The sequence below is a fragment of the Acidovorax sp. AC410 genome (assembly GCF_979253235.1).
In genome coordinates this window covers 1513517-1527418 of record NZ_CEEDCG010000001.1, presented here as the reverse complement: position 1 = coordinate 1527418, position 13902 = coordinate 1513517, and the positions used below count along the sequence as shown (strand labels likewise).

Below are 13902 nucleotides of genomic sequence, written 5' to 3'. Positions count from 1 at the left end.
AGAGGGGGACGCCACCCCTGGCCTGGCGAAGCCAGTTCCACGGTGGCGCTGGCGTCGGGCACGCCAGTATCGAAGACGGGTGTTCCTCTGGCCAGTGGACGGCGCCGTGCCCGTGCTGTGTTCTATTGAAGTGATTGCATGCTGACCATTCTTTTCGACGGTGTTGCCTACGGCATGCTGCTGTTCATCCTGGCGGTGGGGCTGGCCGTGACCATGGGGCTGATGAACTTCATCAACCTCGCGCACGGGGCCTTTGCCATGGCCGGCGGCTACATCACCGTGCTGCTGATGCAGCGGCTGAACGTGCCCTTTCTGTGGTGCCTGCCGCTGGCCTTCATCGGCACGGCGCTGCTCGGGGCGGTGCTCGAACGCACGCTGTACCGCCCGCTGTACCACAAGGCCCATCTGGACCAGGTGCTGTTCTCCATCGGCCTGGTGTTCATGGCGGTGGCCACGGTGGACTACTTCGTGGGCTCCACGGGGCAGATCATCCAGCTGCCGGCCTGGCTCAAGGGCCGCACCGAGATCGGCAGCGGGGCCTTCATGCTCGGCATGGGGCACTACCGGCTGTTCATCATCGCGGTGTGCGCGGCCCTTACCGTCGGCCTGCAGTACGTGCTCACGCGCACGCGCTTTGGCAGCCGGCTGCGCGCCTCGGTGGATGACCAGCGCGTGGCCGCCGGCATGGGCATCAACGTGAACATCGTGTTCCTGTCCACCTTCGCCTTCGGTTCGGGCCTGGCCGGCCTGGGGGGTGCGCTCGGGGCCGAGGTGCTGGGGCTTGATCCGAGCTTTCCGCTCAAGTTCATGATCTATTTCCTGATCGTCGTGGCCGTGGGCGGCACCTCGTCCATCACCGGGCCGCTGCTGGCCGCGCTGCTGCTCGGCATCGCCGACGTGGCGGGCAAGTACTACATCCCCAAGCTCGGCGCCTTCATCGTCTACAGCCTCATGATCCTGATCCTGATCTGGCGGCCCCAGGGCCTCTTCGTGCGCAAGGGGGGCAAGTGATGGACCGCTCCTCCCGCTCCAATGTGCTGCTGCACAGCCGCCGCATGCGGCCCTGGGAGCCTGTGCTGTGGCTGCTGGCCTTCGCCGCGCCGGCGGCCCTGCCCAGCCATGCACTGATCATCAACGAGATCGCTATCGTGGCGCTGTTCGCGATTTCGCTGGACCTGATCCTGGGCTACACCGGCATCGTCTCGCTCGGCCACGCGGCCTTCTTCGGCATGGGCGGCTATGCGGCGGCCCTGTTCGCCAAGCACGTGATGCCCGACCCGCTGGTCGGCCTGGCAGTGGGCATCGCCGCTGCCACGGTGCTGGGCGCGGTGGCCTCGTTCACCGTCATGCGCGGTACGGACCTCACGCGCCTCATGGTCACGCTGGGCGTGGGCCTGATCATGCTGGAGCTGGCCAACAAGCTCGACTGGCTGACCGGCGGTGCCGACGGGCTGCAGGGCGTGGTCATGGGCCCGGTGCTTGGCAAGTTCGAGTTCGACCTGTTCGGGCGCACGGCGGCCTGGTACTCGATGAGTGTGCTGCTGGTGCTGTTCCTGCTCGCGCGGCGCGTCGTGCAGTCGCCCTTCGGCGCCACGCTCAAGGCCATCCGCGACAACCGGCTGCGCGCCATGGCCATCGGCATCCCGGTGACGGCCAAGCTGGCCCAGGTGTACACCCTGGCGGCCGCGCTCGCGGGGGCGGCGGGCGCCCTGCTCACGCAGACCACGGGCTTTGCCTCGCTGGACCTGTTCGAGTTCCACCGCTCGGCCGACGTGATGCTGATCCTGGTGATCGGCGGCGTGGGCTGGCTCTATGGCGGCGTGGTCGGTGCCATTGGCTTCAAGCTGCTGCAGGACGTGATCTCTGCCGTGACGCCGCAGTACTGGACCTTCTGGATCGGCCTGTTCCTGGTGGTGCTGGTGCTGGTGGGGCGCGAGCGCCTGATCCGCCCCTGGACCTGGTTCGGAGGGCGCAAGGCATGAACACCGCCGCAACCCACAACGACGCTCCCGTCGTGCTGGCCGCGCACGGCCTGGTCAAGCGCTTCGGCGGCATCACCGCCACCAACAATGTCACGCTGAACCTGCGCCAGGGCGCACGCCACGCGCTGATCGGGCCCAACGGCGCGGGCAAGACCACGCTGATCAACCTGCTCACGGGCGTGCTGGAGCCTACCGAGGGCTCCATCGTGCTCGAAGGCCAGGACATCACGCGACTGGCACCGCACCTGCGTGTGCAGCGCGGCATGGTGCGCACTTTCCAGATCAACCAGTTGTTCGACTCGCTCACGCCGCTGGAGACGCTGGCGCTCACCGTTTCGCAAAAGCAGGGCCTGGGCGGCAAGTGGTGGCAAAAGCTCGGCGCGCGCAACGCCGTGAACGAGCGCTGCGAGCAGTTGCTCGAACAATTCCACCTCACGGCCGTGATGGCCGAGCCCACGCGCGTGCTGGCCTACGGCAAGCGCCGCCTGCTGGAGATCGCCATCGCCCTGGCCTGCGAACCGCGCGTGCTGCTGCTCGACGAGCCCGTGGCCGGCGTGCCTGCAGGCGAGCGCGAAGAGTTGCTGCAGACCGTGGCCGCCCTGCCCGCCGATGTCTCGGTGCTGTTGATCGAACACGATATGGACCTGGTTTTCAGCTTTGCCAAGCGCATGACGGTGCTGGTCAACGGCACCGTGCTCACCGAGGGCGACCCCGACACCATCGCCCGCGACCCGCAGGTCAAGGCGGTGTACCTGGGGCATCGGGAGGATGCGCATGTCTGAGCTTTTGCGCATTGAAGGACTGAGCGCGGGCTATGGAGAGGCGGTGGTGCTGCAGGGTGTATCCCTGGCGCTGGCCGAGGGCGAGACGCTGGCCCTGCTGGGCCGCAATGGCACCGGCAAGACCACGCTGATCAACACCCTGGCCGGCGCCACGCGCCAGCATGCGGGCACGGTGGCTCTGGGCTCCGTGCAACTGCACCGCCTGCCGTCGCACGAGCGCGCGGCCGCCGGCATCGGCTGGGTGCCGCAGGAGCGCAACATCTTCAAGTCGCTCACGGTGCATGAGAACCTGACTGCCGTGGCGCGGCCCGGCCGCAAGGGCGCCACGGCGGCGCCGTGGACACCCGACAAGGTCTACGCCATGTTCCCGCGCCTGGCTGAGCGCAAGACCAACCTGGGCACGCAGCTGTCCGGTGGCGAGCAGCAGATGCTGGCCGTGGGCCGCGCGCTGGTGCTCAACCCGCGGCTGCTGCTGCTCGACGAGCCGCTGGAAGGCCTGGCGCCCATCATCGTCGAGGAACTGCTGCGCGCCATCCGCCGCATCACGCGCGAAGAGGGGCTCTCGGCCATCATCGTCGAGCAGCACCCGCAGGCCATCCTGGCCATCTCGGACCATGCCGCGGTGCTGGACCGGGGCACGGTGGTGCATACCGGCACCGCAGAGGATCTGCGTGCTCAGCCCGAACTGCTCGACCGGCTGCTGGGTGTGGCCCGGTAGCCAGCGATCCCCACCACCGAGGCTCACCATGGACCTGCAGCACATCGGCCTGATCGGCTACGGCGAAGTCGGCAAGACCTTTGCCCTGGGGCTGCAGTCGCAGCCCGGCGTCACTGGTGTCGGCGCATGGGACCTGAAGTTCGCGCAGGCCACTACGCGCGATGCCGAGCGGGCGCATGCCGCGCAGCACGGGGTCACGGCCCACGCTTCTGCGCAAGCGCTGTGCTTGGCCAGCGACCTGATCATCTCGGCCGTCACCGCATCGCACACGCTGGAGGTGGCGCAGCAAGCAGCTGCCTACCTGCGCCCTGGCACGGTGTTCCTGGACCTCAATTCGGCCTCGCCCGGCACCAAGCAGCAGGCCGCTGCGCTGGTCGAGGCGTGCGGCGCGCACTATGTGGAGGCGGGTGTCATGACCTCGGTGCCGCCCTATGGCATCCGCGTGCCCATGCTGCTCGGGGGCGCTCAGGCGCAGGCCCTGGCGGCGGTGCTGCAGGCCTGGGGCATGGATGCCACGCCGGTCAGCGAGAAGCTCGGCGTGGCCAGCGCCATCAAGATGTGCCGCAGCGTGATGATCAAGGGGCTCGAAGCCCTGGTGATCGAAAGCTATGCCACCGCTCGGCAGTACGGTGTGGAGGCACATGTGCTGCCCACGCTGGCCGAGACCTTTCCCTCCATCGACTGGGAAAGGCAGGGCAGTTACTTCTTCAGCCGCGTGGTGCAGCACGGCCAGCGCCGCTCCGAAGAAATGCACGAGGCCGCGCGCACTGTGCGCGAGGCCGGCGTGGAGCCGTTGATGGCCAGCGCCATTGCGCACAAGCAGTCGGCGGTGGCGGCCCTGGCGCGCGAGGGCGTGTTCGCGGGCCTGCCCAAGGATGCGCCCTGGCAGGACTACGCCGACCGGCTGCTGGCGCACCTGGATGCTGCACCGAAGAGGGATCAAGGCGCCTTGTAGATCGTCTGCAAGGTAGTGCGGATGAGCTCTGCCATGGCCTGCTGCGTCAGCGTGGCCGGGCGCTGCGAGCTCACGGCCATCGACAGCTTGCTGCGCAAGCGGGGCTCGCCGGCCTGACCGATGGGCCGGGTGCCGAACACCTCGGGCTTGCCCGAGGTGGTCACCGCATTCATCGGCAGCACCGCGCTGCCCGCGCCATCGGCCACCAGGTCCAGGATGGCGGCCACGCCGTCGATCTCCAGGCTGATCTGCGGGCGCAGGCCGAGCGCGGCCAGTTCCGACTCAACCAGCATGCGGATGGAGTTGGGCCGGGTGGGGATCACCAGCGCAAAGCGCGTGAGTTCCTCCAGCCCCACGGGCTGCCGTGCCTGGGCATCGGCCTCGGCGTCGCTCTGGCCCACGGGCCGGCGCTGCACCAGGAACAGGTCTTCCTCCAGCAAGGGCGTGATCTCGATGCCCGGCGAGGCCGGCGTGTTGTAGAGCAGCGCGATGTCCAGCAGCCCGGTGGTCAGCGATTCGCGCATGGCCACCGTGAGCCCTTCGCTGATGGCCAGGGCCGCATCGGGCATCTGCACGCGGAAGGCGCGCGTGAGCGGCACCGTGAGCACCTTGGCCATGGTGGGCGGCAGGCCGATGGCCACGCGCCCCGCCAGCGCCCCGCGCACGCGCCCGAGCTCCTCGCGCGCACGCTCCACCTGGTGCAGGATGCCGCGGCCATGCTCCAGCAGCAGCTTGCCCGCCTCGGTCGGTATGGCCCCGCGGCCATTGCGCACCAGCAGGTTCTGGCGCAGCTCCACCTCCAGCAAGCGCACCTGGCGGCTCAGGGCCGGCTGGGCGATGTCCAGCACCACCGAGGCGCGGGTGAAACTGCCCAGTTCGGCCACGCGCACAAAGTACTCGATCTGCTTGAGGTCCATGGGGGTGTGCTCTCTGCTATTTGCAATAGCTCCAATTCGACAATAGAAGAATGATATATCTGGTAGTGCCCCTGCCGGCTTTATGTCGCGCCCGGCACTGCCCACAATCGGCGGCATGTATACAGCGACTGCCAACCTCCCATGAGTGCATCCACCCTTCGTGGAATCTCGTCCATGGCCACGCGCCAGGTGCTGGCCGAACTGTTGGCTACCTACGAGCAGCAGACCGGCCAGCGCGCGGTCATCGAAGCCGTGGGCGGCGTGGACGCCGCCAAACGCGTGCAGGCCGGTGAGGCCTTCGACGTGGTGGTGCTGGCCTCCGACGCCATCGACAAGCTCATCGCGGCCGGTGCCATCGACCCCGCGAGCAAGACCGACTGGGTGCGTTCCGGCGTGGCCGTGGCTGTGCGCGCGGGTGCAGCGCTGCCCGACATCGGCTCCGAAGACGCAGTGCGCAGTGCCGTGCTGGCCGCGCACAGCATCAGCTACTCCACCGGCCCGAGCGGCGTGGCGTTGGCCAGGCTGTTCGAGCGCTGGGGCATTGCCGACGAGGTGGCGGGCCGCATGGTCCAGGCCCCGCCGGGCGTTCCCGTGGGCTCGCTGGTCGCGCGCGGTGACGTGGAACTCGGTTTCCAGCAACTGAGCGAGTTGCTGAACGTCGAGGGCATCACCGTGGTGGGCCCGCTGCCGCCCGCCATCCAGATCACTACCATCTTCTCGTCGGGCGTGGGCACTGCCAGCAAGCAACCCGTGGCTGCAAAGGCGCTGCTCGACTTTTTGGCCTCCTCAGCTGCCACCGAGGCCAAGCAACGCCAGGGCATGGACCCCGCCTGATTCCGCATACCAAGATCCAAGGAGCACACCACAATGAGCCTCATCATCGACTGCCATGGCCACTACACCACGGCACCCAAGGCGCTGGAGAACTGGCGCAACCAACAGATCGCCGGCATCAAGGACCCGGCCGCCATGCCCAAGGTGGCGGACCTCGTGATCAGCGACGACGAGCTGCGCGAATCCATCGAGACCAACCAGCTGCGCCTGATGAAGGAGCGCGGCAGCGACATCACCCTGTTCTCGCCGCGCGCGAGCTTCATGGCCCACCACATCGGTGACTTCAACGTCTCCAGCACCTGGGCGGCCATCTGCAACGAGCTGTGCCACCGCGTCTCGACGCTGTTCCCCGAGCACTTCGTGCCTGTGGCCATGCTGCCGCAAAGCCCGGGCGTGGACCCCGCGACCTGCATTCCCGAGCTGGAAAAGTGCGTCAAGGAATACGGCGCCGTGGGCATCAACCTGAACCCCGATCCCTCGGGCGGCCACTGGACCAGCCCGCCGCTGACCGACCGCCACTGGTATCCCATCTACGAAAAGATGGTGGAGTACGACCTGCCCGCCATGATCCACGTGAGCACCAGCTGCAATGCGTGCTTTCACACTACGGGCGCGCACTACCTGAACGCCGACACCACGGCCTTCATGCAGTGCATCCAGGGCGACCTGTTCAAGGACTTCCCCACGCTCAAGTTCCTCATCCCGCACGGCGGCGGTGCCGTGCCCTACCACTGGGGGCGCTTCCGTGGCCTGGCGCAGGAGATGAAGAAGCCGCTGCTCGAAGACCACCTGCTGAACAACATCTTCTTCGACACCTGCGTGTACCACCAGCCCGGCATCGACCTGCTGAACACCGTGATCCCGGTAAAGAACGTGCTCTTCGCCTCGGAAATGATCGGCGCGGTGCGCGGCATCGACCCCACCACCGGAAACTACTACGACGACACCAAGCGCTACATCGAGGCCAGCAAGATCCTGAGCGGCGACGACAAGCACCAGATCTATGAAGGCAACGTGCGCCGCGTGTTCTCCCGACTCGATTCACGCCTGAAGGCAAAGGGGCTCTGACATGTATGAACTAGGCGTTGTCTACCGCAACATCACCCGCGCCGACCGCAGCGCCGCCGACGGCCTGGCCGCGCTGGGCTCGGCCACCGTGCACGAGGCCATGGGCCGCGTGGGCCTGCTCAAGCCCTACATGCGGCCCATCTACGCCGGCCAGCAGGTCTCGGGCACGGCGGTCACGGTGCTGCTGCAGCCCGGCGACAACTGGATGATGCACGTGGCGGCCGAGCAGATCCAGCCCGGCGACGTGGTGGTGGCGGCCGTCACCTCCGAATGCACCGACGGCTATTTCGGCGACCTGCTGGCCACCTCGTTCCAGTCGCGCGGTGCGCGCGCGCTCATCATCGATGCCGGCGTGCGCGACGTGAAGACGCTGCAGGAGATGAACTTCCCGGTGTGGAGCCGCGCCATCTCGAGCAAGGGCACCATCAAGGCCACGCTGGGTTCGGTCAACATCCCTGTGGTCTGTGCCGGCATGTGGGTCACTCCGGGCGACGTGATCGTGGCGGATGACGATGGCGTGGTTTGCGTACCTGCCGCACGCGCCGCCGAAACGCTCGAAGCCGCGCGCAAGCGCGAGAGCTTCGAGGGCGAAAAGCGCGCCAAGCTCGCCTCGGGCGTGCTCGGCCTCGACATGTACAACATGCGCCCCGGGCTCGAGAAGGCCGGGCTCAGGTACATCGACTGAGCGCCACCACGCGTTAACCGCCCCAGTGACGTCTGCCGTGCGGCGGATGTCATACCGCTGCGCACGGCGCAGCACCTATTTTGATATTGACGATACCTACCATGCGCCTTCTTTCTTCCTCCCTCTCCCGCCGCGCCGCCCTGGCACTGGGCCTGGCCGCCGCCGGCATGGCGCCGCAGTTCGCGGCCGCCCAGCAGTTCCCCACCAAAGCCGTGCGCATCATCACGCCCTTCCCGGTGGGCGGCGGCCCGGACGGCGTGGCCCGCATCGTGGCCGAGAAACTCGGCCGTGCCTGGAACCAGCCCGTGGTGGTGGAGAACCGCCCCGGCGGCAATGGCTTCATCGCCATCGACGCGTTCAAGCGCGGCGCCAAGGACGGCCATGACCTGCTCGTGCTCGACAACGTACACCTGGCCGCCTACCCCAGCCTGTTCAAGAAGCTGCCCTACGACGTGGCCAAGGATTTCGACACGCTGCTGCCGCTGTTCAAGACCCACTTCTTCTTCACCGTGGGCACGGACAGCAAGTACAAGACCGTGGCCGACATCGTGGCCGATGCCAAGGCCCGCCCGGGCAAGCTCAACTACGGCTCGTGGTCCGTCGGCAACCCCGTGCACCTGGGTTCGGAGCTGTTCGAGTCCGCCACCGGCACGCAGATGGAGCATGTGATCTTCAAGGAGACCACGCAGCTCTACACCTCGGTCGCCACGGGCGAGATCGACTTCGCCCTGGGCAGCGCCGCCACGGCAGGCCCGCTGTACCGCGCTGGCAAGCTGCGCCTGCTGGCCTTTGCAGGCCCCAAGCGTTCGGCCGAATTCCCCGACGTGCCCACCGTGGCCGAAGCGGGTGGCCCGAAGGACTTCGCCGTCACCGGCTGGAACGCCATTGCCGTGCCGCCTGGCCTGCCTGCTGCCGTCACCGACAAGATCAAGCGCGATATCGAGCAAGCGCTGACGGGCGCCGACGTGGCCGAGAAGTTCAAGACCTTCGGCTACGAGCAGTTCCCGACCACGCGCGCGCAGTTCTCGCAGTTCGTGAAGGACGAGAGCCAGCGCTTTGGCGACGTGATCAAGAAGGCCAACGTCTCGCTGGACTGAGCAGCCAGACAAGGAGCACGCACATGAGCGAATTTACCAAGACCCCCGGCTGGCTCGACTGGTACGCCGGCCCGAGCAAGCCCCGCTTCCAGGTGCCTGCGGGTGCCGTGGACGCGCACTGCCACGTGTTCGGCCCGGGTGCCGAATTTCCCTACGCGCCAGAGCGCAAGTACACCCCGTGCGATGCGAGCAAGGCCCAGCTCTACGCCCTGCGCGACCACCTGGGTTTCGCCCGCAACGTGGTGGTGCAGGCCACCTGCCACGGCGCGGACAACCGCGCCATGGTCGATGCGCTGGTGCACTCGGGCGGCAAGGCGCGCGGCGTGGCCACCGTGCGCCGCTCGGTGAGCGACGAGGAGCTGCAGGCCATGCACGACGCCGGCGTGCGCGGCGTGCGCTTCAACTTCGTCAAGCGCCTGGTGGATTTCACGCCCAAGGATGAGCTGATGGAGATCGCCGCGCGCATCCACAAGCTGGGCTGGCACGTGGTGATCTACTTCGAGGCGGTGGACCTGCCCGAGCTGTGGGACTTCTTCACCGCACTCCCCACCACCGTGGTGGTCGACCACATGGGCCGTCCCGACGTGTCCAAGCCCGTGGACGGGCCCGAGTTCGAGCTGTTCCTGAAGTTCATGCGCCAGCACCCCAACGTGTGGAGCAAGGTCAGTTGCCCCGAGCGCCTGAGCGTGGCCGGCCCCAAGGCCCTGGATGGCGAGCAGGCTGCCTACCGCGACGTGGTGCCGTTCGCGCGCCGTGTGGTCGAGGAGTTCCCCGATCGCGTGCTCTGGGGCACCGACTGGCCGCACCCCAACCTCAAGGACCACATGCCCGACGATGGCCTGCTCGTGGACTTCATTGCGCACATTGCGACGACGCCCGAGTTGCAGCGCAAGCTGCTGGTGGACAATCCCATGCGGCTGTACTGGCCGGATGAAGCAAAAGGCTGACGCCATGTCCCTCGACAAACCCTACCTGGACGTGCCCGGCACGACCATCTTCGACGCAGAGCAAAGCCGCAAGGGCTACTGGCTCAACCAGTTCTGCATGAGCCTCATGAAGGCCGACAACCGCGCCCGCTTCAAGGCCGATGAGCGTGCCTACCTCGACGGGTGGGCCATGACCGAGGAGCAGAAACAGGCCGTGCTCGCGCGCGACCTCAACTGGTGCATCCGCCTGGGCGGCAACATCTATTTCCTGGCCAAGATCGGCGCGACCGACGGCAAGAGCTTCCAGCAGATGGCCGGCTCCATGACCGGCATGACGGAAGAGGAATACCGCAACATGATGATCGGCGGCGGCCGCTCGGCCCAGGGCAATCGCGTGGTCGGCGAAGACGGCGATGCCCAGGCGCACCGCCAGCCGCAGGGTGCTGCGGGAAAGAAAGGAAACTGAACATGGCGCGTATCACCGCCTCCGTCTTCACCTCGCACGTGCCCGCCATCGGCGCCGCGCTCGACCTGGGCAAGACGCAAGAGGACTACTGGAAGCCGCTGTTTGCCGGCTACGACTTCTCCAAGCAATGGATGAAGGACAACCAACCCGACGTCGTCTTCCTGGTCTACAACGACCACGCCACGGCCTTCAGCCTGGAGATGATTCCGACCTTTGCCATTGGCACCGCGGCCGAGTACCTGCCGGCCGACGAAGGCTGGGGCCCGCGCCCCGTGCCCAAGGTCATCGGCCACCCGGACCTGGCTTCGCACATCGCGCAGTCGGTGATCCAGCAGGACTTCGACCTGACCATCGTCAACCGCATGGACGTGGACCACGGCCTCACGGTGCCGCTGTCGCTGATGTGCGGCCAGCCGGACCCGGTGGCCGGCGCCTGGCCTTGCCCGGTGATACCGTTCGCGGTGAACGTGGTGCAGTACCCCGTGCCCAGCGGCCGGCGCTGCTACAACCTGGGCCAGGCGATCCGCAAGGCCATCGAGAGCTACGACGAAGACCTCAACGTACACATCTGGGGCACGGGCGGCATGAGCCACCAGTTGCAGGGCCCGCGCGCGGGCCTGATCAACAAGGACTTCGACAACGCCTTCCTTGACAAGCTCATCAGCGACCCCGAGGCCGCCGCCAGCATCCCGCACATCGACTACGTGCGCGAGGCGGGCAGCGAGGGCATCGAGCTCGTGATGTGGCTCATCGCACGCGGCGCCATGGCCGACGTGGCCGGCGGCAAGCCGCCCAGGCTCATGCACCGCTTCTACCATGTGCCTGCGTCCAACACGGCCGTGGGCCACCTGATTCTGGAGAACTCCTGACATGACTGCGAACAACAAGACCATCAAGGTCGCCCTGGCGGGCGCCGGTGCCTTCGGCATCAAGCACCTGGACGGCATCCAAAATATCGACGGCGTGGAAGTCGTCTCGCTGATCAGCCGCGACCTCGACAAGACCAGGGAAGTGGCGGCCAAGTACGGCATCGGCCATGTCACCACCGACCTGGCCGACAGCCTGGCCCTGCCCGAGGTGGACGCCGTGATCCTGTGTACGCCCACGCAGATGCATGCCGAGCAGAGCATCGCCTGCATGAAGGCGGGCAAGCACGTGCAGGTCGAGATCCCGCTGGCCGACAGCCTCAAGGGTGCGCAGGACGTCGTTGCGCTGCAGAAAGAGACGGGTCTGGTGGCCATGTGCGGCCACACGCGCCGCTTCAACCCCAGCCACCAGTACGTACACAAGAAGATCCAGGCCGGCGAGTTCAACATCCAGCAGATGGATGTGCAGACCTACTTCTTTCGCCGCACCAACACCAACGCGCTGGGCCAGGCACGCAGCTGGACGGACCACCTGCTGTGGCACCATGCAGCGCACACCGTGGACCTGTTCGCTTACCAGGCCAATAGCCCTATCGTGAAGGCCAATGCCGTGCAAGGCCCGATCCACCCTGTGCTGGGCATTGCCATGGACATGAGCATCCAGCTCAAGGCGGCCAATGGTGCCATCTGCACGCTGTCGCTCTCGTTCAACAACGATGGCCCGCTGGGCACCTACTTCCGCTACATCGGCGACACTGCGACCTACCTGGCGCGCTACGACGACCTGTACAACGGCAAGGATGAGAAGATCGACGTAAGCCATGTCGACGTGTCGATGAACGGCATCGAGCTGCAGGACCGCGAGTTCTTCGCCGCCATCCGCGAAGGCCGCGAGCCCAACTCCAGCGTGGCCCGCGTGCTGGCCTGCTACCAGGTGCTGCACGACCTGGAGCAGCAGCTTCAGTAAGAGCGGCTAACAAAACTCTTCTGGCGTCGTTGCCGCGTCTTGTCGTATTGCTCGTACTGCCTGCAATGCATCCGACGTATAGCGCCTAGCCAGAACCGCTTCGCTGAGTTTTGTTATCCGCTCTAAGATCATCCCGATCAACCAATCAATCCGCCCGCAGACGGAACGCTGTGGGCGTTTTTCATGGAGCAATGACCCGCATGCAGACACGCAAAATTGGCCCCTTCGATGTCAGCGCCATCGGCCTGGGGTGCATGAACCTGAGCCACGCCTATGGCGCCCCGGTCTCGCCCGAGCAGGGCGAGCGCGTGCTGCTGGCCGCACTCGACGCGGGCGTGACCCTGTTCGACACGGCCACGCTCTACGGCTTCGGCGCCAACGAGAGCCTGGTGGGCCGCGTGATGAAGCCGCACCGCCAGCGCTTCACCCTGGCCAGCAAGTGCGGCATGCAGGGCGTGGACCTGGTCGGCGACGGCAAGCTGGTGCGCGTGATCGATGGCCGCCCCGCCACCCTGCGCCAGACCTGCGAGGACAGCCTGCGCCGCCTGCAGACCGACGTGATCGACCTGTACTACCTGCACCGCTGGGACAAGCAGGTGCCTATCGAGGACAGCGTGGGTGCGCTCGCGGACCTGGTGCGCGCGGGCAAGATCCGCAGCATCGGCCTGTCCGAGGTATCGGCCGCCACGCTGCGCCGTGCGCATGCGGTGCATCCCATTGCCGCCGTGCAGACCGAGTATTCGTTGTGGACGCGCAATCCCGAGATCGCGGTGCTCGAAGCCTGCCGTGAGCTGGGCGTGGCCTTCGTGGCCTTCAGTCCGGTGGCACGCGGCTATCTGTGCGGCGATCTCACGGATGTGTCGGCCCTGGATGCCAAGGACATCCGCCGGGCGATGCCGCGCTTTGCCCCCGAGGCCTATGCGGCCAACCTGGCGCTACTGGACCGCTACTTTGCGATAGCCCGCCAGGTCGGCTGCAGCCCGGCGCAGCTGGCGCTGGCCTGGCTGCTGCACCAGGGTGAGCACATCATCCCCATCCCGGGCACGACCAGCGTGGAGCATCTGCACGACGACCTGGGTGCTGCCCGCGTGCAGCTCGACGCGGAGACCATGGCCGCACTCGACAGTGTCATCGGCCAGCACAACGTCGTGGGCCCCCGCTACAGCGCCCAGAGCGCCAGCGAGGTGGATACCGAGACGTTTGCCTGAAACAATGCAACGCCCTGCACCATCGCAGGGCGGGTCGCATCAGCGGCGCGTCTGGGCGTCGGTGTGCAGGCTGATCTGGGCGGTGCCGGAGTTGGCGGTGCGGATGTTGGCCGCCAGCATGCGCGTGCGTGCCGCAGCCGTGGCGGCTTCGGCTTGCAAGGCTGCCATGTAGGCGATGTGGTTGGTTTCCGCCTCGTCGCTGGTCTTGCTCCAGATGCTGTTGGCCTGGGCCAGGGCATCGGTGGCCTGCTTCAGTTCCAGGGCCGCGTGCCGGGCGACAGCCGGATCGGCGCTGGCGGTGCTGACCGCCGTGCGGGCCCTTTCGAGGGCCATGGACGGAGCAGTGGCGCAGGCGGACAGAAACCCTGCGGCCATCGCGCTGATGGCGAGAACGGTGGTGCTGCGGAGCATGGGATGCATGGTGGCTGTTT

16 protein-coding genes are annotated in these 13902 nt (G+C 67.0%); 14 read left to right on the top strand and 2 right to left on the bottom strand.

The window, feature by feature from the left end:
* The first annotated feature begins 138 nt into the window (after positions 1 to 138).
* From AC0IZS_RS07115 to AC0IZS_RS07095, 5 genes are read left to right on the top strand one after another with little or no spacing between them, the layout of a single operon-like run.
* On the top strand, positions 139 to 1011 hold the full coding sequence (locus tag AC0IZS_RS07115) for a branched-chain amino acid ABC transporter permease (protein WP_471634984.1): 873 nt from the start codon (positions 139 to 141) through the stop codon (positions 1009 to 1011).
* A complete protein-coding gene (locus AC0IZS_RS07110; RefSeq protein ID WP_471634983.1) occupies positions 1011 to 1982 on the top strand; it encodes a branched-chain amino acid ABC transporter permease in 972 nt (323 codons plus the stop codon). Before AC0IZS_RS07115 ends, AC0IZS_RS07110 begins: the two co-directional genes overlap by 1 nt.
* On the top strand, positions 1979 to 2764 hold the full coding sequence (locus tag AC0IZS_RS07105) for an ABC transporter ATP-binding protein (protein WP_471634982.1): 786 nt from the start codon (positions 1979 to 1981) through the stop codon (positions 2762 to 2764). Before AC0IZS_RS07110 ends, AC0IZS_RS07105 begins: the two co-directional genes overlap by 4 nt.
* The gene (locus AC0IZS_RS07100; protein ID WP_471634981.1) at positions 2757 to 3482 is read left to right on the top strand and encodes an ABC transporter ATP-binding protein; all 726 of its coding nucleotides are present in this window, start codon (positions 2757 to 2759) and stop codon (positions 3480 to 3482) included. The genes AC0IZS_RS07105 and AC0IZS_RS07100 overlap by 8 nt, the downstream gene beginning before the upstream one ends.
* Positions 3483 to 3510: 28 nt before the next feature.
* Positions 3511 to 4437, top strand: a complete 927-nt coding sequence (locus AC0IZS_RS07095) for an NAD(P)-dependent oxidoreductase (RefSeq protein WP_471634980.1) — start codon at positions 3511 to 3513, stop codon at positions 4435 to 4437.
* Here the strand turns inward: AC0IZS_RS07095 and AC0IZS_RS07090 are convergent.
* Complete coding sequence (locus tag AC0IZS_RS07090) at positions 4422 to 5354, bottom strand: LysR substrate-binding domain-containing protein (protein WP_471634979.1); 933 nt, start codon at positions 5352 to 5354, stop codon at positions 4422 to 4424. The two genes, AC0IZS_RS07095 and AC0IZS_RS07090, sit on opposite strands and share 16 nt — an antisense overlap.
* Before the next feature lie 174 nt (positions 5355 to 5528).
* Between AC0IZS_RS07090 and AC0IZS_RS07085 the strand changes: the two genes are divergently transcribed.
* From AC0IZS_RS07085 to AC0IZS_RS07045, 9 genes are all read left to right on the top strand, one after another.
* Positions 5529 to 6188 (top strand): substrate-binding domain-containing protein, encoded by a 660-nt coding sequence (locus tag AC0IZS_RS07085; RefSeq protein ID WP_471639475.1) that lies wholly within the window; start codon positions 5529 to 5531, stop codon positions 6186 to 6188.
* A gap of 33 nt (positions 6189 to 6221) precedes the next feature.
* Positions 6222 to 7256: an amidohydrolase family protein gene (locus AC0IZS_RS07080; RefSeq protein ID WP_471634978.1), complete on the top strand. Its 1035-nt coding sequence runs from the start codon at positions 6222 to 6224 to the stop codon at positions 7254 to 7256.
* Position 7257: 1 nt separating this feature from the next.
* Positions 7258 to 7941, top strand: coding sequence for a 4-carboxy-4-hydroxy-2-oxoadipate aldolase/oxaloacetate decarboxylase (gene ligK / locus AC0IZS_RS07075; RefSeq protein ID WP_471634977.1), 684 nt, complete (start codon positions 7258 to 7260; stop codon positions 7939 to 7941).
* Between the two features lie 101 nt (positions 7942 to 8042).
* Entirely contained in the window at positions 8043 to 9038 is a 996-nt protein-coding gene (locus tag AC0IZS_RS07070) for a Bug family tripartite tricarboxylate transporter substrate binding protein (protein ID WP_471634976.1), read from the top strand.
* Positions 9039 to 9061: 23 nt separating this feature from the next.
* Positions 9062 to 9985, top strand: a complete 924-nt coding sequence (locus AC0IZS_RS07065) for an amidohydrolase family protein (RefSeq protein ID WP_471634975.1) — start codon at positions 9062 to 9064, stop codon at positions 9983 to 9985.
* 4 nt (positions 9986 to 9989) lie between these two features.
* Positions 9990 to 10430 carry a protocatechuate 4,5-dioxygenase subunit alpha gene (gene ligA / locus AC0IZS_RS07060; RefSeq protein WP_471634974.1) on the top strand — a complete coding sequence of 147 codons (441 nt, stop codon included), beginning with the start codon at positions 9990 to 9992 and terminating at the stop codon, positions 10428 to 10430.
* 2 nt (positions 10431 to 10432) lie between these two features.
* Positions 10433 to 11299 (top strand): class III extradiol dioxygenase subunit beta, encoded by an 867-nt coding sequence (locus tag AC0IZS_RS07055; protein WP_471634973.1) that lies wholly within the window; start codon positions 10433 to 10435, stop codon positions 11297 to 11299.
* 1 nt (position 11300) lies between these two features.
* Positions 11301 to 12263 (top strand): Gfo/Idh/MocA family oxidoreductase, encoded by a 963-nt coding sequence (locus AC0IZS_RS07050; protein WP_471634972.1) that lies wholly within the window; start codon positions 11301 to 11303, stop codon positions 12261 to 12263.
* A 200-nt stretch (positions 12264 to 12463) separates the two neighbouring features.
* On the top strand, positions 12464 to 13471 hold the full coding sequence (locus AC0IZS_RS07045; RefSeq protein WP_471634971.1) for an aldo/keto reductase: 1008 nt from the start codon (positions 12464 to 12466) through the stop codon (positions 13469 to 13471).
* Positions 13472 to 13510: 39 nt separating this feature from the next.
* Here the strand turns inward: AC0IZS_RS07045 and AC0IZS_RS07040 are convergent, their stop codons facing one another.
* Complete coding sequence (locus AC0IZS_RS07040) at positions 13511 to 13891, bottom strand: DUF4398 domain-containing protein (protein ID WP_471634970.1); 381 nt, start codon at positions 13889 to 13891, stop codon at positions 13511 to 13513.
* Positions 13892 to 13902: the final 11 nt, after the last annotated feature.